Consider the following 20,596-nt stretch of genomic DNA (forward strand, 5'->3'; position numbering starts at 1 on the left):
ATCTGTAATTTTCCTCCAGGTTATCCCTTCATAACAGGTATCCATACCTCATATTGCGCATTATTCGGATCAGCGTTTAAATAAACCTCGATATCTGGTGCGTTGGCATATTCGTAGCCGGAAGAGGGCAGCCACTCTGTTACGATGCGCTGCTCCAGCTCCTGAATGGACTGGCTGGGTCCCGTACCGGGAAAAATCGCCCATGTAGCAGCCGGAACCAGATACTCCTCCAGGGCTTCCTCGACGAGCAGGGAGCTGGAGACAGCAATAAAATACTTCCATTCTTCTTTATCATTGCAGGTGCTTACCCCCAGAAGCCCCATGGGGGGATGATTCATCAAGGATGCCAGCTTCGGCAGGGTTCCGTCCATAACAGCCTTCTGCCACATCTGCGGGACAATGGTAAAATTCTTTTCAATCTCCCTGTATAGGGGCTGGGACACGCCAACGATGCGAAAGGCTTCTTTCTCTTCCATGCGGTAATTCAATTCCTCCACTCCTTTGATGGTTATTTTGAAACTGATGGGCGGGTATGATTTCATTGGACTCCCTTCCTTTTTAGCCAGTGACGGCGCAATGTTATGTATGCTTTGGAAAGCACGGTTAAAGGCTGTGGGAGAAGTATAGCCATACTTCATGGCAACATCAATAATCTTCTCACCGCTTTGCAGGTCTGCTGCTGCCAGGGACATGCGCCTGCGGCGGATATATTCGGAGAGAGGAATATTTGCCATATAGGCAAACATTCTTTAAAAATGATAAGTGGAACAACAAGCAACCTTAGCAACCTGTTCATAGTCAATTTCTTCCGTAAGATGTTCTTCAATATAACGGATGGCGTTATTCAGACGATCAATCCATTCCATGCAATTCACTCCTTCAGTTCTTTTTTATTTTATCTGTAAGCCTGTCTTTTGTCCTCTCTTTCCATGCACAAAGAAGAGAGATTAAGCGTCAGTTCCAACCGGCCTTTTACAATACTCAGTCAGTAGGAGAATGGCATCCTTTGAAGAATAATCGTATGATTGCTGTACCATCCGGTATGCCTCACTGTCTTCACCCTCGGTCTTTTTCAGCATTTTACGGAAAAGAGCCATCATTAATTTACCGGTGAAGCTCATCCTTTCATAGCATAGGCCGCTTTGCAGATAAAAGATATTCCCTTTGTTTAATTCCTCCTCTGTGAAATTCCTCTTCAAGGCATTCTCTATATCGGGAGCACCGGGCGGAGTAGCACCGGTGGCAAAGATGGCGACCTTTTTCCCGTGAAGCTTTGGCAGCTCTCCCTTAAACCATTTCAAACCGTTAATCATTCCGGCATAAAGGCCGCCGCCAAAGATTATGATGTCGTAATCCTCAAGAGAAATGCGTTTGCCTTCAGAATAGGGGATGGACACGCAATTCAATTCCTCACCAATCCATTGGGCATATTTCTTTGTAAAACCGGTTTTGCTCTTGTATATTACCACTGCTTTTTGCATCTTATTTCTCCTCCTGCTTTCTTAAAATTTGGTTTAAAAAGGCTTCATAAGCTGTCTCTAACTGTTCTGCAATCTCCTCAGGGGGAATGCCGGGAGAGGTGCTGGTCAGAATGGTACCAATCCCTACGTTGAAGATCAGCATCCTCGTATGCAATTCCCGGGCATCCGTCTTACTGATATGCAATGCATCCGCAATAAGCTCTGCGGTATCCGGATTAGCTTCACTTTGATACAGACCGTCCAGTGACGCAATATTATCTCTCTGGCGCAATACATACATTTTGAATATTCCCGGCTCCTCCCTGGCAAGCCGGACATAGGCATAGCCGGTGCTGCGAAATAAATCATCTTTGTCAATACGGGCTTTAATATATTCCCTGGTAAAAACAGCGGCCTGTTCTTCCAGATCCTTGCGCAGACCCTCCATATTGCTGAAGTAGCTGTAAATCGGCTGTACCGAGCAGCCAATTTTCCGGGCGATATTTTTGACTAATACCTGTTCTGTGCCGCCCTCCCTCATGAGCTCAAAAGCAGCACTTATTACGATTTCTTTTGTGATCCTTTGTTTTGGCATAATACAACACCTACCTTTTAAGACAAATCAAATAAACTGTTTATATAAATGAGTTATATAAACAGTTTATTTGATATTTGCTTTTTTGTCAAGCTATTTGCATCAATATTTAGTATTTAGAAGAATGGAATAGCGACAGAAGAGAAGAATATAGTCCCATCTTTGGCAGTTCAAATGCGGAGAAGCGGTGTGCTTGCCATAGGAGAGCTGGTCATCGTGGGAGAGGAACTGCATCTGACTTTCTGGAATTACCCGGTTAAAAAGATTATGGTTTGCCATTACAAAATATCCTGATATTGCCCTTATGGATGAAGATGCGATAAATAAGGGAAGTAGGCCAACATTACAGAGAACTGGCGGCACATGGCTCTGATTGTATCAAATGCGGAAGTTGTGAGAGCAAATGTCCGTTTTCCGTCCCCGTAATGGTAAATATGGATAAGGCCGCCGAAATATTTCAATTGTGATACAGCACAAGGCTTTATTCAAAGAAATCAATGAACCTGGAGCAGTTGCATGAAATTAGCTGTTGCAGCTTGACAGGAAGAGGAGAATATAGTATAAATATCGTAATGGGAATGAGGTTCTCCCATGGCGCGAGCCGAAACGCATTTCATGCTGATGACTTCTGCACTTAGCGGAAGCTGTCAGCTTTTTTTTGTTTAGCAAGGGAGGATATTTTATGTTGATTAGTTTGGCTCTTATTTTGGTGTGCGGGTTTGCCCTCAGCGGTATTTTTCAGAAATTGCGTCTGCCAGGATTATTAGGTATGCTTATTACGGGTATCTTGCTCGGCCCTTATGCCCTGGATCTGATTGATCCTAATATTCTGGATATTTCAGCTGATTTAAGGGAAATCGCCCTTATTGTCATCTTGGTGCGGGCGGGGCTATCCCTTGATATTAATGATTTGAAAAGGGTGGGGAGACCAGCCATACTTATGTGTTTTATCCCGGCCACCTTTGAGATTATAGGCGCCGTATTACTGGCTCCGCCGTTGCTGGGAGTGACTGTGGTGGAAGCGGCAATCATGGGAGCCATGCTGGGGGCGGTCTCACCAGCAGTTATTGTACCTAAAATGATTACCCTGATGGAGGATGGGTACGGGAAGCAAAAAAGCATTCCCCAGCTGATTATGGCAGGGGCTTCCGCTGACGATATCTATTGTATTGTACTGTTTACCGCATTCATTGACGTATATAAGGGGGGAAGGATCAATTTTCTAACGGTATTAAATATACCGCTTTCCATTCTTACGGGCCTGGCCGTGGGGATTGGAGTCGGTATTCTACTGGTACAGATATTTAAAAGAATACACATGCGGGATACGGTTAAAATATTAATTATTCTGGGGATATCCTTCCTGCTGGTGGGCTTTGAAGAACATATTTCGGCCCTGTTTCCCTTCTCGGGCCTCCTGGCGGTCATGGCCCTGGGCGGAGCGATCTTGAAAACCTATGATATCCTCGCCAAAAGAATATCGGGGAAATTCTCAAAGGTCTGGGTTGCGGCAGAGCTGGTATTATTTGTGCTGGTGGGCGCGGCTGTGGATATTCGGTATGCTTACGGGGCCGGTATCGCTGCCATCCTGGTAATATTCGGAGCGCTGCTGTTCAGAGCGGCCGGTGTTTTTGTAAGTCTTATAAAATCCGGGCTCACCTGGAAGGAAGCACTTTTCTGCAATATAGCTTATATGCCCAAGGCTACCGTGCAGGCGGCGGTGGGGGCGATACCCTTGGCGGCCGGTGTCGCGGCAGGCAATACGATTCTCAGCATTGCCGTATTATCGATTATATTTACAGCCCCCCTTGGCGCCATAGGAATTGATTTAACCTATAGAAAATTATTACAAAAATAAGAGGCCGGAACATCATGGGAATAACAAGACAGAAGAATTTATGGATATTGCTGCTATCAACGCTGGTTCTGGGGGTTTTGACGGGCAGCGTATCGGCGGCGTTTTTAGCAATGCTGGAATGGGTGACCTCCGCCCGGGAGCATCATCTGCTCCTCATAGCGTTGCTTCCGGCAGTGGGCATATTGACGGCGGCTGTATACCATAGGTTCGGAAAAAACGCACAGAGAGGAAACAACTTAATCATTGACAGCGTGCATAAGGGAGCCCAGGTTCCCTTTAGAATGGCATTCTTTACGTTTACCTTCACCATACTGACCCATCTCACCGGGGGATCGGTGGGGCGGGAAGGCACCGCCGTGCAGATCGGCGGAACGCTGGCCAATAAAATCGGACAGGCCCTTAAGCTGGAGGACAAAATAAAACCGGTATTTATCATGTCGGGCATCAGCGCGGGCTTTGGCTCCGTGTTCGGCACACCCTTGGCCGGAGCTTTCTTCGGAATGGAGATGTGCTTCATCGGAAAGCTCAGCTATGAAGCGCTGCTTCCCTGTTTTATCACTTCCTTTACCGCTAATTATGTTACTCATCTTTTGGGAGCCTCTCACGCCGTATATGAAATACAGGCCGTGCCGGCAGCAGGGGCCTATAATATCTTAATTATTGCGGCGGCCTCCTGTGCCTTTGGTCTTGCGGGAAGGCTGTTTGCGGTATCGGTCCATAAACTAAAAGGTTTATATGGTAAAATGATAAAAAACCATGTTTTGCGAGCGTTGGCGGGAAGTCTGATTGTACTGGCCGCAATGCTTTCCCTTGGTGCGGTTAAGTATGACGGGTTAAGCACGTGGATGATAAGCGCCGGCTTCCGCGGTGAGACTCATTTTCTCGACCCGGCTCTGAAGTTCGTTATGACAGTATTATCCCTGGGCGCAGGCTTCCAGGGCGGAGAGGTGACTCCTCTTTTTGATATAGGGGCTGCCCTTGGGGGATGGATCGGACAGACAGCTCATGTTGAACCTTCCCTTCTTGCCGCCTTAGGGATGATTGCGGTGTTTGGCTGTGCTGCCAACACTCCCTTGACCACCGTTATGCTTGGAATAGAATTGTTCGGTGCCGGTGCCTTGCCTTATTATGTGGCGGCTGCACTGATCAGCTATTATGTCTCGGGGCATAATGGCATCTATGGGTCCCAATTGATCCATATCAGCAAATTCCGCCGCCACCAGGAACATGTGGGGCAGACACTGGAGGCGGTAGGCAACAAGAGTATTCTGGATTTGCCGCAGAGAGACAGACGGAATAAGGTTCGTTCCGATAAATAGAAAATAAATTCAAGAAAAGAATTTGCCACAGTAACGTTCCACCAGCAATAAGGGGAATTTGCTTTGCCAAACAGGATAAAGGATACATCAGAAGTTCGCCGGGTTAAATTCAAGAAAGGGATTTGCAAAGTAACAGTCATAACAGGAATTTAGTTTGGCGAATAAGAATAAATAAAAATTGTAGAAATTACTCCGACAGTTCCCGTCACTCAATCGTATTATTATTGAAAGAGAATTCATAGCTATGAATCCCTTGAAGATGCAATTATGATGTCCTGCGGGTAAGGCATACGCTGCTGATAGCGTATAGTAGTTGCGGAAACAGGAGAAAAAGCGGATTACCGCAGGATATATGAGGAGGCAATATGAAGACGAAATCTTTGTTGCGTACGGACAAAGAGATTGAGGAACTATATCTGCGCCATATGAGAACAGTGTACCGTGTCTGCTTTGCTTACATGAAGAATCAGGCTGATACGGAGGATGCGGTTCAGGATACCTTTGTGAGGATGATCCGGTCCGGTGCGGCCTTTGAGAGTGAGGAGCATGAAAAGGCTTGGCTGATCAGAACGGCATCCAATGTATGCAAGGATGTTCTTAAGGCATGGTGGCGCAAGAGAGAGAATCTGGAGGATTATGAAGCCCTCTGCAGCAGCGGGGGTATTGAAGCGGACGATACGCTGAAGGTAATTATGAAATTGCCGGATAAATATAAGACAGTGGTATATCTGTATTATTATGAAGGCTACACTAGCGTAGAGATAGCAGAGCTTCTTCATAAACCTCAGTCGACAGTTCGTAACCATTTAAGTGAGGCGCGCAGCGTCCTTCGAGAAGAATTAAGGAGTGATTTTCAATGAAAGATAACCGAATTATCGATTCCTGGAATAAAGCGGAGCCGGACAGAGAGGCAGAGGAACGCATATGGAAAGGCATCCTTGCCCAGACGGGCAGACGTAGGGCGGTGCATTGGAAGCCGCTGGCGGGAGCAGCATGTCTTGTCCTACTGGCAGGAATATTTCTCTTTCAGCGGATGAGGCTGCCGGATTTGTTCGACTGGAAGGAGTATGAGTATGAGCATGTGGGTCAGCCCGACCAGCAGCCGGGATCAGAAGTAACCGTGCCAACCCTGCCGGAAGGAAGCAAGCCGGAGGGGACAGGAACCCAGACAGCGGACAATGCTGATTTATCCGATGAAATCAAGGGACTTCCGGTGGATAATTTTAAGCTGTCCGAGATGGAAGGACAGGCGGACATGGACAGGATAGTTTTTTGGAACTTTCTTCATGTTTTTGAGGCTCATACAGAAAGCATTGTGATTATCAGGGTAACGGATACCCAGCCGGTTCCGGCATCCGACAACTACAGGAGCGAGGGGCAGCGGTCCGAGGTGAAGGTTTTGGAGACCGTATGGGGCCAGGCTGTTCCTGAAACAATGAGCTTAAATCAATATTTGTATGGGGGCTGTACCGGTGATGAGGCAACGAATCTCCTGCGCAAAGACGGAGTATATCTTCTTCCCCTGACGAAATATCAGGAAGTATATTATTTGGTGGGTGATCTGGATCTGCTGTTTGAGATTGATGAGGAGGGACGGATCTGGTCCCATTCGGATCATGCTGATTTTAACCGTTTCGACGGGGAAGGGTATCAGTCGGTTACGGAAGAAATTATCCGTATCACACAGGATGAGGACGGGATGCTTGCCGCATCGGAATTTGGAATGGTGATGCGCGGACGGCAGTTGCTTGAGGTCACGGTTCTGTCGGAGGGCAGGGAAGAGGAGAATGAATTCGGCTATGCGGAGGTTGCATATACCGCCCATGTGGAACGTGCTTTAAGCGGCGGCGAGCTTGACGGTGAGCTTTCCCTGCGGTCCTATGCGGATGAAGAGCTGCCCTTAAGCATTGGTGATCGTTACCTGGTATTTGTGGATCATTATGATGAGAAGCATTATATCAGCCTGAATATGATGGCAAGGGTTGGAGAGGACGGCAGGATACAGAAGCCTGAGGGTGAACGCAATCCATTTGCAGAGTATGAAGGATATACAGCAGAAGAGATTGCTGCGCTGGCGGCCCGGGTGACGGAGTTTTTAAAAACTTACCAGGAATGATACGGTGACAAAGGATTAAGGAAAAGGTGCCTTGACTGACGGAAAAGCCAGTGCAAGGCACCTTTCATTTTGCCAAATTAATGAAAGCAATAAATACAATATATTTATTGAGATAAGCAAAAAATGCATAGTTATATCCCTAGTACATTGCTACAATGAAGATAAGAAGCTGGTACACGATTATTATTTTATAAGGGGGCGAAGAATCTTATGAAATTAAGCAGAGAGTGGAGAAACCGTCTGGATATCTGGATTCAGGAGATACAAAAGGACTTTTATATTCCCATCGGTGAAGTGCAATGCAGCGGATTTACTACCATGGAAATGCTTTCTCCGGAAGAGGCATTGGTACAGGAATTCATTCCCATGCCTGCGGGAACCTCCTGGGGCAGGAAGTGGGAATACGGCTGGTTTAAAACCAGGATCGAGCTTCCGGAGTTTGCCGAAGGAAAGAGAATCATATTCTCGCCGGACATGGGTGGAGAGACGCTGGTCTGGGTCAACGGCAGGCTGGCCGGATCGAAGGATCTGGAGCATAATTATGTGACCCTTACAAGATCGGCAAAGGCAAAGGAGAGCTATGATATCCTGATGGAAAGCTATGCGGGCCATGGCCCGAGGCTGGAAAACGGAGGTCCCTATTTCCCTGACAGTGTCCCGGTCCCGGAGCCGCCGGAAAAGCAGGTCAAGGTAAATCATACCGTGATTGCCATATGGAATGAGGAAGCATACCAGGCTGGATTGGATGCATACACCCTGAATAAGCTTCTGAACGTCCTGGATGAGAATTCATTGAGAGCCCAGAAGGTTTTTGAAGGCTTGAAACAGTTTACTTATCTGGTTGATTTTGAGCAGCCATTGGAAAAAAGGATGGAAGGTTACATAAAGACGAAAGAGCTGCTGGAGCCCCTGCTCTCTTGCGTCAATGGTTCAACCGCACCTGAATTCACGGTTTTCGGCCAGTCCCATCTTGATCTTGCTTGGAAATGGCCCTATGAGGAAACCAAGAGGAAGTGTGCCCGTACTATGTCGTCGCAGCTGGCTCTGATGGAGGAATACCCCGAATATAGATTCATGATTTGCCAGGTTCCTATCCTGGAGAATATCCGTGATTACTATCCCGAGCTTTATTCAAGGATAAAGGAGAAGATAAAGAACGGGCAGATTATGCCGGAAGGCGGTTTTTATGTGGAGAGCGATACCAACATTCCCAGCGGGGAGAGTCTGATCCGGCAGCTTGTCCTTGGGAAGCAGTGGTATAAGGAAGAATGCGGGTATGATTCCAGAATGGCATGGCTGCCGGATACCTTTGGCTTTACCGCCGCGCTTCCGCAAATAATGAAGGGCTGCGGTATTCCGTACTTTGCGACCCAGAAATTACTCCGCTGCCACCCGGAAAGAGATCCCTTCCCCTATAATATTTTCATGTGGGAGGGGATTGACGGAAGCCAGACCCTGTCCCATCTGTTTATGGAGAATAATTCTGCCATTGACCCGGAGGTTCTTGTACGGCGCTGGAATGTGGACCGGAATCAGAAGGAGGATATTGAGACCTTTCTGTTCCCCTTTGGTTACGGTGACGGAGGCGGAGGCCCGACAAGAGATATCTATGAGCTGGCGAGAAGGGTTAAGAATCTTGAGGGTGTTCCCCGGACGAAGCTGGAGAGTCCCATTGATTTCTTTGAAGCCATCGAGAAGAAGGGATTGCCGAAGAACAAATACGTAGGGGAGTTGTATCTGCAATGGCACAGGGGAACCTATACCTCCCTGGCATTCTTAAAAAAAGGATGCAGGAAATCGGAAGTTGACCTTCACGATGCCGAGCTGTGGTCTGTGATCGCGGGAATAAACCGGGGAGCAGAATATCCGCAGCGGCGGCTTACAGAGCTTTGGAAGAAGCTGCTGTTTAATCAGTTCCATGACATACTTGCCGGAACCTCCATTACCCGTGTGAACGAGGAAGCGAAGAGGGATTTTGAGGAGGTATGTTCGGGAGCCCATGAGCTTATAGATCAGGCATTGGGCCATATTCTTGAGGAAAGCCACATCACCGGAAAGGAAGGGATAAACGCACTCTCTGTCTTCAACTCACTTTCCTGGACCCGGAATGCACTGGTCAGACTGCCCTTGGGCAGCAGAGGGGCCGTTGATATAGAAGGGAACACCCTTCCGGTGCAGGTAATCGGTGAAGCGGCCTATACAAGCGTGCAGGTTCCGGCTTGTGGCTTTACTACAGTCTATGTCCGGGAAAATGAAGAGACAGCCGCGTTCCCTAATATGGGCAGTTTTGCTTATTCTGTGGGGAATTTCATACTTCTTGAGAATGGATGCCTCAGAATTAAAATCAATAAAACGGGACAGATCGAAGAGGTCACGGACAAGGAGACAGGCCTGCAGCTTGCCCGGGGGCTTTGCAATAATTTCAAAATGTACAAGGATGTCAATATTGAGTACGATGCCTGGGAGCTGGGCTCCATGTATGAGTCCCTGCCCGTTGACCTTGTACCGGAGGCGGAGACAGAGATTATCTTCGGCAGGCTGCCGGAAGGCGCGGCTGCGGATGCGTTCGGCGGATATCTGACCGCAGGGGTAAGAATCAGCAGAATGCTCAACGATTCACAGATGAGTCAGATCATAAGCCTCGGTCACGGAAGCCGCAGGATTGATTTTAAGACAGAGATTGACTGGAGGGAGCAGCACAAGCTTCTTAAGGTGGAATTCCCGGTTCATGTGCATACAGAGGAAGCGATTCATGAGATCCAGTTCGGCTATATAAAACGGCCGAATCATAAATCACGGAAATATGATGCGGATCGTTTTGAAGTAAGCCAGCACCGTTATACTGCTTTGGCGGAAGCAAATCACGGCGTTGCCGTCCTGAATGACTGTAAATATGGTGTGAGCGTGGATGGCGGCAGCATCAACCTGACGCTGCTTAAGGCGCCGGTGATCCCCGACATGTATGCGGATAAGGGCTTACAGGAATTCACCTACTCCCTCTATGTCTATAACGGCACCTTTGCGGACAGCGGAGTTACCCGGAGCGGCTATGAATTGAATTACCCGGTTCTGACAAAGACAGGGGATGCCGGAAGCAGAAGCTTCTTCTCCCTGGAGGCGGTTAACAAAGGGGAAGAGAAGAAATCCTGGGGCTTTACCTGCTGTAATGTAATTCTGGAGACGGTAAAGAAAGCGGAGGATGGCTCGGGAGATATCATTTTGCGTTTATACGAGGCCCAGAACGCCACAACAAGCTGTGTATTAAAGACAGAGCTGGGGATTACCGCTGCTTATGAAACGGACATGCTGGAGAACATCCGGGAACGGCTGGAGGAATCAGAAAAAGGAATTGAGCTTCACTTCAGGCCTTTTGAAATTAAAACAATCCGCATCAAAGCGGGAGCAAAGGAGGGAAAGAGGAATGAGTGATTTAGAGCTTGCGCTGCGGTACAGCCCCTATATCATGTTTGACAAATTGGAGCCCTTCGCGGTGAATGGAATAGGCTGCAGTGTATTCCGCCAGTCGGGGGCCAGCCGGTCCTTCCGGAGAGAACTGTATCTGGAGCCTGTCGAGGCGGCCTTTGTCATCGAATATGCAGTTTATTTTGATTATGATATTCAGCATATGTATGACCTGGAGCACATATGGATCTATGTGGATTCCGACGGCGGCATATGTGATGCCGAGGCAAGCTTCCACGGCTTTTATCTCAAATCAATGTCACTGGGCAAGGAGATCATTAAGGATGGAACACATCTGCAGATCTATTGCCAGCCCGGCAAGCACGCTTTTATGCCCGACGGGAATCTGTTCCGGCTGTTGCCGGACTGGTATTTATGCTGCAATCTCCTGGCGGGCTCGGAAGGGTTGCTGGTCATGGATCTGTTTAAGGAGCACTATTCTACGGATCATCACCGCCAGAAGCAGGTGGAGCAGTATATAAAGAAAAAGTATGCCTTTGAGCCTACGTTGCAGTTTGAATACCGTCCGCTGGACAACAGTCTATTCAGTACCTGGGAAGCGCTTCGCAGTCTGATTCCGGTAAAAATAAAAAAAGAGCTTTCCCGCATCGATTAACCATCGTTTAAAAGGAGGGAATTTGATTTGAAAACGGCAGAAACTAAGTATCTTAAAGCGAAGGATTATGTATCCTATTCCGTGGCAAATTTATGCCAGAGTATTATGTTTGGCTTAGTCCAGGGGTATCTGTTCATATTCTATACGACGGTGTTCAAGATTAACCCTGCGGTTGTCGGAACGGTATTCCTTATAATAAAAATATGGGATGGCGTCAATGATCCTATTATGGGCACCATCATTGACCGGACCAGAAGTAAATGGGGGAAGATGCGCCCGTATCTGATCTTCGGTTCCATTCCCTTTTCCTTGATTACCATAAGCCTGTTCATTCCCTGGAGTCTCAGTGAGAACCTTAAGGTTATCTATATGTTTATCACATTCTTTATATGGGAAGCCTTTTCCACCATGGTTGATGTTCCCATGGCGGGGATCAGCGCCATCGCTTCTCCTAATCTAAACGAAAGAACAAGAATCATTTCAGTAGGCAGAGTCAGCGGGTCAATCGGCGGAGAGATATCCACTATTCTGGTGGCGGCAGCCTTTCTTATAACCAAATCGGCGGCAGCCGTATATGCGGGGACGGCAATCGTGGCAGGCCTGATTACCCCTGTCTTTGTGATCAGCGGCGGGCTCCGGCTGAAGGAGAAGATCCCTCCGTCAATCGAAAAGCCCAGAATCCGGGATGCGTTCAAATATCTGTTTATTAATAAGCCTTTATTATTGCTGGTCGGCGGGAACTTTCTGTCCTTTTTCCGAAATATTGTATCGGCAAGTGTGGTTTACTTTGTCAGCTATGTTTATCTCCAGCCGTCCATGCAAGTATTCTTTGCGCTTCCCGGCTCAATCTCTTCTCTGATTGGTATGATCATATCACCGGCTTTAAAGCGGAGGTTTGAAGCCAAGACCTTGTTTATCGGTGCCACCCTGTTCCATTCCGCCGGACTTGCAGTTATGTTTGTGGTGGGGCAGTTTACCATGAATGCCGCAATACTGGCCACGCTGCTCTGCATTGCCATGATGCCCGTCGGTATCCTGAATGTAATTCCTACCTTAATGTGTGCCGATACCATTGACTATATGGAATGGAAGACGGGCCAGAGGCAGGAGGGCATTTCCTTTGCCCTTATGTCCTTAAGAAGTAAGATTGCAAGCGGTTTTAAGGATTTTACCATGTCCCTGATTCTGGTGGCCATCGGCTTTGCGGCGGCAGGAACAGGAGCCTTAATTCCGGGAAGAACAGATATGTATATGCAGAGCGAATTTACACAGAAGGGTATCTTTATGATGATGACCATCATTCCGGCTGTAACCAATCTGCTCTCCGTGGTTCCCTTCCTTTTCTATGATTTAAGCGGGGAAAAGCTGAAGAAAATCAGAGAGGAGCTCACCCAAAGACGTGCAGTGGCCGGAGAAGAACAGTAGGCATAATTATTAAACAAAAATAAACTTTTCTGTTTTTGGGTTGTATTTTTCTGAATTTATAGTACAATTAAAACATAGTCCCCAGGGGCTGCGATGGTGATAGACGAAGAAGCTATCATATTGAAGCCGCCGGGGACGAGTTAAGTTATTTCCTGGCTTCCCATTCCGGTTGCTTGAATCCAACTAAAACAAAATCATCCCCTACTAAAATCGGGCGTTTTACCAGCATTCCGTCGGTGGCAAGGAGACGAAGCTGTTCTTCTTCGCTCATGGCCGGAAGCTTGCTCTTTAATTCCAGGGATTTATATAAAAGTCCGCTGGTATTGAAAAAGCTTTTCAGCGGCAGCCCGCTTTTATGGAACCAGTCTTTTAACTCCTCATAAGTGGGATGGTCGGATTTTATATCACGGGTCTCATGGGAAAGCATATTGTCATTCAGCCATTTTTGTGCTTTCTGACAGGTGGTGCATTTGGGGTAACAGACAAACAGCATGATGAAGCCTCCTTGGTTTATTGATGGGTAGCTTTCATTATATCACATTCTTTTTATTTTTACATCATACGGATATCCTTTCATTTATCATATAATTCTTTAAGGTATCGCAAATACTATGAAAGCAGGAGGAATATGAATATGGAACACAGTAACAAATATGCCTGGACCTGGAAGGTCAAGGAGGAGTGTCTGGAGGAATACGTTAAGATGCACCTTGACCCGTGGCCGGAGATCATGGAGGAGCATACGAAGGCGGGATACCGTAATTATTCCATCTTCCAGAACGGGAATCAATTTTTCTATTGCTTTGAATGCGATGATGTAAAGGCAGCCAACGAGTATATTGCCAAAAGTGAAGCTTGCAACCGATGGAATGCGATTACCTCCAAGATGGTGGAAGGTTCCTTCGACTTTAACGAAGCAGAACCCATTCAGTTTATGCAGGAAGTCTTTTATCTGAAATAATCTGTTTTATCTCTGCGGATTATGTAAACAGGCTTTGAAATAAGGGGATTTTACAGAGATGCTGACGGTTTGGACCGAATAAAAAAAGGAGTTGAAATACTTCGGTATTTATAATATAATGGCTCATGAGATTTTTAAACACATTGAAAGAAACTTTATTTTCATCACTGCCCCTCGCAGCAATTATCATAATTGTCTGCGGTTTTGTAGCGCCTATGGACAACACGGGGGATTATGTAAAGCTGGTGGTGGGATATGCAGGCGTGGTAATTGGGCAGGCGCTGTTCCTGGAGGGGCTTAATATCAGTATTCTGCCCATTGGAAAACTGGTGGGAAGCTCGTTAATAAAGCTGAAGAAAGCTATTTTCATTATCTTCTTCGGGCTTGTCTTCGGCCTCCTGGCAACAGTCGCGGAACCGGCTCTGGCGGTATTGGCCAGGCAGACACATATGATCATGCCGGTAGTTAATGAATTGCTTTTTATATGGATTATGGGTACGGGAATAGGCGTGCTGGTAGGGTTCGCTCTGTTTCGGATCATGAAGGACCTGAATATCAAGATTGTTTTTGCCGTACTTTATATTTTAATCTTCCTTATGATCATTTTTGTTCCGGAAGAATTTATTGCATTGGCTTTCGATGGCAGCGGAGCAACTACGGGTGATGTTTCCGTACCTTTTATCCTGGCTCTTGGCATGGGTGTCTCAGGCACCATGTCGAAGCATAAGACCAATGATGATACCTTCGGAATTATTGGACTGGCATCCGTAGGCCCCATTTTGGCATTGTTCATTTATGCAATTATTTTAAAGGCGGTCAACGGAGGTACAATCCCTCCCGCCGGTGTCTATGATCCGGGAGCAGCGGAGGGTCTGGCAGCAATTGTAATAACCAATCTCGGAAGTGTTGCATTGGCGCTGATACCGGTTATTATTGTATTCCTGCCGTTTCAGTTCTTTTTGATCAAGCTTCCCAGGAGGGAATTTATCAACATTTTACTGGGTTCCATCGGTGTTTATATCGGTTTGCTCATCTTCCTGTCGGGAATTGATTTCGGCTTCGCCTTTGCCGGAAAATATATCGGCGAGGCATTCCTGGATGCGGCGCGTCCCGGCTGGTTTAAATGGATACTGCTTGTGGTAGGATTTATACTGGGAGCTGCCATAACCTTATCAGAACCGGCGGTAACGGTGCTGGGCGAGCAGCTGGAGGAAATAACCAACGGTCATATTAAGAAGATGACAATCCGTCTGACCCTTGCAATCGGCATCGGCTTTGCGGCATTGATTTCCATGGTGAAGATATTAACCCAGATAAATATTCTCTGGTTCCTGGTACCTCTCTATGCTGTTGCATTGATTATGATGAAATTCACCTCCAAGCTTTTTGTGGGATTGGCATTTGATTCAGGAGGTGTGTCGGGCGGAGCGCTGACTTCCGCATTTTTAACGCCTCTTACCTTGGGGACGGCCCAGGCGGTAGCCGCTGCGGTGGGTCGGGGACCGGGGGTGAAGGTTCAGTCAGTTTTAACAAACGGTTTTGGAATTATAGCATTTATTTCAGTTACACCCTTGATCGCGGTGCAGGCTTTAGGCATTATCTATGACATACGTCTCAGAAAAGAACAGAAACTTATGGAGGAGACGGAGTTTGCAGAATTTGAGGAACTGGCTTCCTTTACCGCTCGTGCGGAAGAGGCCGAAGAAGATGGTCAAACCGATAGCGAAATCGGTGATCAGAATGTAATCACGGAGGTTAGATGAAGTGGTAAAGGATGTCCCATGTAGCATAGAATTTTTGATGTTGATAGCCGGACGGAAGCATAAGGATGCGCTTTTAAAAGAATTGTCCGTATCGGGCGGGCGATTGATTGATGTTATATATGGTAAGGGCACGGTCAGGGTGAGCTACCTGCAGGAAGTGTTTGGGCTGATTCCCGAGGAGAATAAGGTGGTGATTACCTGCCTGCTGCCAATTCAGAAAACCGATGAGGTGCTGGAGATGCTGGTTAAGAAGTTCAACTTCAGCAAGCCCAATACCGGTATTGCTTTTACTGTACCTGTGGATAAGCTATTTTATTAAATTTGGAGGACTTTTAAATGGAAAAAGCTAACAATTTGAAAGCTCTGTATATCATTGTAAACGCCGGCTTTGCGGAAGAGGTGGTGGAGATGGCGCGTGAAGCAGGTGCAAGAGGAGCGACGATTATCAATGCCCGCGGTACCGGGGCGATGCATAAAGCGATTTTAGGAATTACAATCGATACAGAGAAGGAAATTATTCTGAGCGTGGTAGATGCTGATACGGCGGAACGGATTGTAGCGGCTGTAAATACAAAATCCGGCTTTAAAACACCAGCGAATGGCATTTGCTTTACCATGCCTATTGATAAGATGGTAGGCATAAACAACCCTGAGGCAACGGATGGACGAGTGTGATCCATTAAAAAATAAGGGCTGAAGAAAAACAAAGTATACTCTGCAGACAGAGCGCCTTTGAAAAGGCGATTTATCTGCAGAGTATTTTTGTTAACATAAGAGAAGCGGGGTCTTGATTAAATACAGCGATATGATAAACTAATAAAATATAATGTTTGATTGAGAAGGACAAGGAGAGAATAAGATGATCAACAGTGAGATTTTAGAGATCAGAAAGCAGATGAAGCATGAGAATTGTTCCATAACTAAGGTGAGCGGCTGTTATGTGGACGGTGAGAAAACAGTAAAAACAAAATTTACGGAATCCTTTCTGTGCCTTCCGGAGGAGGAGACCTTTAAGTACTTTGAGATTTTCAAGAAGACCCTGTCGGGGACAATCGGCAAGAATCTGATTAATATGGAATTCCCTCTGGAGACGGAATTCCATGGGGGGACACAGGAGTTCCTGCTGAAGCTGAGGGACAGCGAGCTGAAGGATGAGGCACTTCTGGATGAATTCTATGAAAAGCTGATACAGAGCTATGATATGGTGGGGAATTATCTGATCCTGTTGGTCTATGCCGCATATGATGTGCCCGGCAGAACCAGGGATAAGCGGATGATGGAGGACGCCTCCGAGGAGGTATACCGTTACATACTCTGCTCCCTCTGTCCGGTGAAGCTGTCCAAGCCGGGCCTGAGCTATAATGAAGAGACAAACCAGATTCAAAAGCGCATCCAGGACTGGGTGGTAGGGGTACCGGATAACGGCTTTCTCTTCCCGGCCTTCAATGATCGGAGTACTGATTTACATAGTGTCCTGTACTATTCCAGGAATTCGGAGGAGCTTCACAGTGAGTTTGTCCAGGCACTCCTGGGCTGCGAGGTTCCTATGTCTGCCGGAGATCAGAAGGAGACCTTCCAGACCCTGATTAAGGAAACCCTGGGAGAGCAATGTGAGTATGAAATTGTTCGCAATATCCACGAGAAATTAAATGATATTCTGGAGGAGCATAAGCTGAAGGAGATAGCGGAGCCGCTGACCCTGGATAAAAATGAGGTGAAGAACATCTTTGCCGAAAGCGGGGTGGAAGAGGAGCAGTTGGAGGAATTTGACCGGAATTATGAAAAGATGACGGGAGAACATACTGCTTTCATGGCGGCCAATATCGTCAATACAAGGGTATTCGAGGTGAAGACGCCGGATGTTGTGGTTAAGGTGAATCCGGAGTGTGCCGAGCTGGTTCAGACCAAGCTGGTAGATGGCCGCAGATGCCTGGTGATTGAAATCACAGACCAGGTGGAGGTCAATGGCATCACGGTAAAACCCACCTGCTGAGACAGATGATGCAAACAGACCGCCTCCGGATAAGTCGGAGAAAGTATTTAAGGAAGCCATGTAATGAGATGCTTCTTCATATCGATGCAGCCGTTGTCCAGGAAGGTAATCCCTTCCTGTTCCAGGAGCTTGCGCTGGACACCCTCGCCAAAGATATCGTCAGGGGACAGGCGGCCTTCCTTATTTACAACACGGTGGCAGGGGAGCATCCGGTCGGAGGGAGCGTCATGCATAGCATATCCCACGATCCGGGCAGCCCTGGGCCTGCCAAGGATGGCGGCAATCATGCCATAGGTCATGACCGAGCCTTCGGGTATCTTGCTGACAATCTGGTATACTTCCTCGAAGAAGCCGGAGCCGGATGCGTACATATCATATCCTCCAATTGCAAGAATTTGTTTTATTGTACTATACAGCAATCATTTTTATAAGGCAAGTAAAATCATTAAAATAAATAGAATAAGTACGGTTTTTAGGGAGTGCCCGATGCAGATTACGAGTATCGGGTGTTTTTTTGTTAATAAACATGTAATATCTTATTAAAAAAATGAGAGGATAAAATATACGATTTCAAGGTTGAAAAAGAAAGAAATAAATCCCTGAAAAAGAAAGCACAGCATGGAACGTATTCCGGATAAAGTGCTTGTTTTATGCGGGATTAATGGCTTCTTGCATTGTTTTGAGCTTGATATACCTGGAATATCCGATTACATTTTAAGGATAATATATTCCAATACCTGGAGAAAAGACAGGTAAGACTTGAGCCGGACACCAATATCTAACTATTGAACCCCTATACCGTATGTGTTACTCTAAGGGTATGCATTGGAAAGGAATAATGCATGCAAATAGATACCGTTAAGGAGGTACAAAAATGAAGAAATTGATTATAACATCAGCATGTACACTGGCGTTGACACTATTGGGCACATTTGGAAGTTACCAGAATTCTTATTCCCCAAGGGATGAGTTCAAGGAAAATGATTATACTACAAAAGTAGAACAAAATGTTACGGACAAAAATATTCAGCAGAGTCTTTCCGCCATTGCGGCAGAAGCAAAAACTGCGGCAGCTCAAAATACAAACAGCGGAGAAGGAAAGATGATACAGGCCGCTGCGGGAAAAGACACAAAAGCAGTAAAAGGTGCAACAGTGGTTAAAAGTGCGAAAGAGGAAAAAAGCACAAAGTCGTCGAAAAGCACGAAGTCATCGAAAAACAAAAAAACGGTAAAAAAAGCAAAGACTGTCCAAAAGGCAGAAGCATCAAAAAATACCAAGGCTGTTAAAAACATAGAAGCAGCAGAGGATGCAAAAGAGGTAAAGGGCGCAGAAACAGGAAATGCTGCAGAGACGGCAAAAAATGCATTGACCTACAGGGCCGTTGATTTATCTGACTGTAATTCAGTAAAGGATATCATAAGCGAACTGCAAAAGAACGGCTGTAATATTACATCGGTAAATATCAATAGTATCAAGGGACTTCAGGATATTATTGACCGCATCAAACAGAATAATTCCCAGACACCTACCGCGACACCGGTTCCTACGGCAAAGCCTACGATTACTGCGGCACCCACGCCTACGGCAAAACCCACGGTAACCGTGGCACCGAAGCCTACGGCGAAGCCCACAGCAACACCGACCCCTACGGCAAAGCCAACAGCAACTGCGGCACCGACTCCTACACCCACGGTTCCTGCCTCTTCTGAACTTAGTGATTATGCGGACCAGGTTCTGAAGCTGGTCAACCAGGAGAGAGCGAAGGCTGGATTATCTGCTTTGACTACTAATTCAACCTTAACTGCGGCAGCTAATAAGCGTGCCCAGGAGACCGTTCAATCCTTTGCCCATACCAGGCCGAATGGAACCAGTTTCAGCACAGTATTAGGCGAGTATGGTATTTCTTACCGTACGGCGGGCGAGAATATTGCATATGGACAGAAAACACCCCAGGAGGTAATGACGGGCTGGATGAATTCCGAAGGACACAGAGCCAATATCATGAATGGAAGCTTTAATAAGATTGGAATTGGTGTTTATAAAGCCAACGGACGGATCTATTGGTCCCAGCTGTTTACAAATTAAGACTCCATGCGGTAATCCTTTCAGATTAATTCATAAATCGGCGGATATTCCGGCTTGTCTTCTAATACAATTTATAGTAGAAGGCAGATATCTTAGCCGGAAAGGAGCTGCGGGAATAAAACCGCAGAAACAGGTGTTGATCTATGGTGAGAGATGCGGAGGTATTATCGGAGGAACTGGCAGGATGCCGGTGTCTCCCCTATTTTGACAGAACCAAGACACAGCGGTACATGGATTACAAAAGGCGGCATTGGGCGCTGACCTGGGAGGAAATCATTACTTATGTAAATATCGGACTGGATCGGGAGCACTATTCCTGTGTCATTCCGGTTAAAGCACCGCAAAGATTATCGGTCCTGGTCAACAAATATCATCAGCTGCCGGGGGATTATATCCCTAATGATCTGGAAATAATCGCGCCGGAATGCAACAGCGCATCGCTGATGCTCCGTCGTCCTGCCAGAATCGCCTTTGAGGAGATGTGCCGGGCGGCAGCGGGGGAGGGGCTGGAGCTGAAAGCAATTTCCGCCTTTCGTAGTTTTCTCTATCAGAATCAGGTTTATTATAAGAACTGGACCGGAGACCTGTCTCTGGAGCAGTATCAGGCCGAACGGGACAGGGTCTCGGCACGTGCCGGACACAGCGAGCATCAGACGGGCCTGGCTGTGGATATTAACGATCTGGAGCAAAGCTTTGAAGAGACTCCGGAGGGAAGATGGCTGGCCGGACATTCCTGGGAATATGGCTTTATTCTGAGATATCCGAAGGGGAAAGAGCATATAACGGGATATGATTACGAACCCTGGCATTTCCGCTATGTCGGCCCGGTTCTTGCCTGCGTGGTATTTAAATGCGGAATGACCTATGATGAATACTACGTCAGAAATCTGTCAGCCTGCGATTGCCGGAATTGAATATTACGATAGACCTTAAAAGGAAAGC

Annotated in this window: 20 protein-coding genes, 1 pseudogene and 1 riboswitch; of the genes and pseudogenes, 16 read left to right on the forward strand and 5 right to left on the reverse strand. The window is 46.8% G+C overall.

The window, feature by feature from the left end:
- Nucleotides 1-20 precede the first annotated feature (20 nt).
- The 3 genes and pseudogenes from HNQ56_RS07770 to HNQ56_RS07780 form a co-directional block, all read right to left on the reverse strand.
- Nucleotides 21-866: pseudogene (locus tag HNQ56_RS07770) on the reverse strand (AraC family transcriptional regulator).
- Between the two features lie 81 nt (nt 867-947).
- Complete coding sequence (locus tag HNQ56_RS07775) at nt 948-1,481, reverse strand: flavodoxin domain-containing protein (RefSeq protein ID WP_429144355.1); 534 nt, start codon at nt 1,479-1,481, stop codon at nt 948-950.
- A 1-nt stretch (nt 1,482) separates the two neighbouring features.
- Nucleotides 1,483-2,055 (reverse strand): TetR/AcrR family transcriptional regulator, encoded by a 573-nt coding sequence (locus HNQ56_RS07780; protein WP_429144357.1) that lies wholly within the window; start codon nt 2,053-2,055, stop codon nt 1,483-1,485.
- 162 nt (nt 2,056-2,217) lie between these two features.
- On the opposite strand from HNQ56_RS07780, the gene HNQ56_RS07785 reads away from it, so the two are divergent.
- The 9 genes from HNQ56_RS07785 to HNQ56_RS07825 all read left to right on the forward strand — a co-directional run bounded on the left by HNQ56_RS07785 (nt 2,218) and on the right by HNQ56_RS07825 (nt 12,851).
- Complete coding sequence (locus HNQ56_RS07785; protein ID WP_429144359.1) at nt 2,218-2,349, forward strand: hypothetical protein; 132 nt, start codon at nt 2,218-2,220, stop codon at nt 2,347-2,349.
- A gap of 59 nt (nt 2,350-2,408) precedes the next feature.
- On the forward strand, nt 2,409-2,522 hold the full coding sequence (locus tag HNQ56_RS07790) for a 4Fe-4S binding protein (protein ID WP_429144474.1): 114 nt from the start codon (nt 2,409-2,411) through the stop codon (nt 2,520-2,522).
- 98 nt (nt 2,523-2,620) lie between these two features.
- Nucleotides 2,621-2,693: riboswitch (Fluoride riboswitch) on the forward strand.
- Nucleotides 2,694-2,737: 44 nt separating this feature from the next.
- On the forward strand, nt 2,738-3,913 hold the full coding sequence (locus HNQ56_RS07795; protein ID WP_429144361.1) for a cation:proton antiporter: 1,176 nt from the start codon (nt 2,738-2,740) through the stop codon (nt 3,911-3,913).
- A 14-nt stretch (nt 3,914-3,927) separates the two neighbouring features.
- On the forward strand, nt 3,928-5,232 hold the full coding sequence (locus tag HNQ56_RS07800; protein WP_429144363.1) for a chloride channel protein: 1,305 nt from the start codon (nt 3,928-3,930) through the stop codon (nt 5,230-5,232).
- A 365-nt stretch (nt 5,233-5,597) separates the two neighbouring features.
- Nucleotides 5,598-6,092 (forward strand): RNA polymerase sigma factor, encoded by a 495-nt coding sequence (locus HNQ56_RS07805; protein WP_429144365.1) that lies wholly within the window; start codon nt 5,598-5,600, stop codon nt 6,090-6,092.
- On the forward strand, nt 6,089-7,348 hold the full coding sequence (locus tag HNQ56_RS07810) for a hypothetical protein (protein WP_429144367.1): 1,260 nt from the start codon (nt 6,089-6,091) through the stop codon (nt 7,346-7,348). The genes HNQ56_RS07805 and HNQ56_RS07810 overlap by 4 nt, the downstream gene beginning before the upstream one ends.
- 210 nt (nt 7,349-7,558) lie before the next feature.
- Nucleotides 7,559-10,777: an alpha-mannosidase gene (locus HNQ56_RS07815; protein ID WP_429144368.1), complete on the forward strand. Its 3,219-nt coding sequence runs from the start codon at nt 7,559-7,561 to the stop codon at nt 10,775-10,777.
- Entirely contained in the window at nt 10,770-11,426 is a 657-nt protein-coding gene (locus tag HNQ56_RS07820; protein ID WP_429144370.1) for a hypothetical protein, read from the forward strand. The genes HNQ56_RS07815 and HNQ56_RS07820 overlap by 8 nt, the downstream gene beginning before the upstream one ends.
- A 27-nt stretch (nt 11,427-11,453) precedes the next feature.
- Nucleotides 11,454-12,851, forward strand: coding sequence for an MFS transporter (locus HNQ56_RS07825; RefSeq protein WP_429144372.1), 1,398 nt, complete (start codon nt 11,454-11,456; stop codon nt 12,849-12,851).
- A gap of 145 nt (nt 12,852-12,996) precedes the next feature.
- Here HNQ56_RS07825 and HNQ56_RS07830 read toward each other — a convergent pair whose 3' ends face one another.
- Entirely contained in the window at nt 12,997-13,344 is a 348-nt protein-coding gene (locus HNQ56_RS07830; RefSeq protein ID WP_429144374.1) for an arsenate reductase family protein, read from the reverse strand.
- Between the two features lie 141 nt (nt 13,345-13,485).
- On the opposite strand from HNQ56_RS07830, the gene HNQ56_RS07835 reads away from it, so the two are divergent.
- The 5 genes from HNQ56_RS07835 (at nt 13,486) to HNQ56_RS07855 (ending at nt 17,568) form a co-directional block, all read left to right on the forward strand.
- The gene (locus HNQ56_RS07835; RefSeq protein WP_429144376.1) at nt 13,486-13,812 is read left to right on the forward strand and encodes an L-rhamnose mutarotase; all 327 of its coding nucleotides are present in this window, start codon (nt 13,486-13,488) and stop codon (nt 13,810-13,812) included.
- Between the two features lie 125 nt (nt 13,813-13,937).
- A complete protein-coding gene (locus tag HNQ56_RS07840; RefSeq protein ID WP_429144378.1) occupies nt 13,938-15,575 on the forward strand; it encodes a DUF1538 domain-containing protein in 1,638 nt (545 codons plus the stop codon).
- Nucleotide 15,576: 1 nt separating this feature from the next.
- Nucleotides 15,577-15,894 carry a hypothetical protein gene (locus HNQ56_RS07845; RefSeq protein ID WP_429144380.1) on the forward strand — a complete coding sequence of 106 codons (318 nt, stop codon included), beginning with the start codon at nt 15,577-15,579 and terminating at the stop codon, nt 15,892-15,894.
- Between the two features lie 17 nt (nt 15,895-15,911).
- A complete protein-coding gene (locus tag HNQ56_RS07850) occupies nt 15,912-16,250 on the forward strand; it encodes a P-II family nitrogen regulator (protein ID WP_429144381.1) in 339 nt (112 codons plus the stop codon).
- A 184-nt stretch (nt 16,251-16,434) separates the two neighbouring features.
- Nucleotides 16,435-17,568 (forward strand): DUF4317 domain-containing protein, encoded by a 1,134-nt coding sequence (locus HNQ56_RS07855; RefSeq protein ID WP_429144383.1) that lies wholly within the window; start codon nt 16,435-16,437, stop codon nt 17,566-17,568.
- Nucleotides 17,569-17,615: 47 nt separating this feature from the next.
- Here HNQ56_RS07855 and HNQ56_RS07860 read toward each other — a convergent pair whose 3' ends face one another.
- A complete protein-coding gene (locus HNQ56_RS07860) occupies nt 17,616-17,939 on the reverse strand; it encodes an MGMT family protein (RefSeq protein WP_429144384.1) in 324 nt (107 codons plus the stop codon).
- Between the two features lie 503 nt (nt 17,940-18,442).
- Between HNQ56_RS07860 and HNQ56_RS07865 the strand changes: the two genes are divergently transcribed.
- A complete protein-coding gene (locus HNQ56_RS07865) occupies nt 18,443-19,654 on the forward strand; it encodes a CAP domain-containing protein (protein ID WP_429144386.1) in 1,212 nt (403 codons plus the stop codon).
- 143 nt (nt 19,655-19,797) lie between these two features.
- The gene (locus tag HNQ56_RS07870) at nt 19,798-20,568 is read left to right on the forward strand and encodes a M15 family metallopeptidase (protein ID WP_429144388.1); all 771 of its coding nucleotides are present in this window, start codon (nt 19,798-19,800) and stop codon (nt 20,566-20,568) included.
- The last annotated feature ends 28 nt before the right edge of the window (nt 20,569-20,596 follow it).

It is taken from the genome of Anaerotaenia torta, assembly GCF_050433395.1.
GTDB classification, from domain to species: Bacteria; Bacillota; Clostridia; order Lachnospirales; family Lachnospiraceae; genus Mobilitalea; species Mobilitalea torta.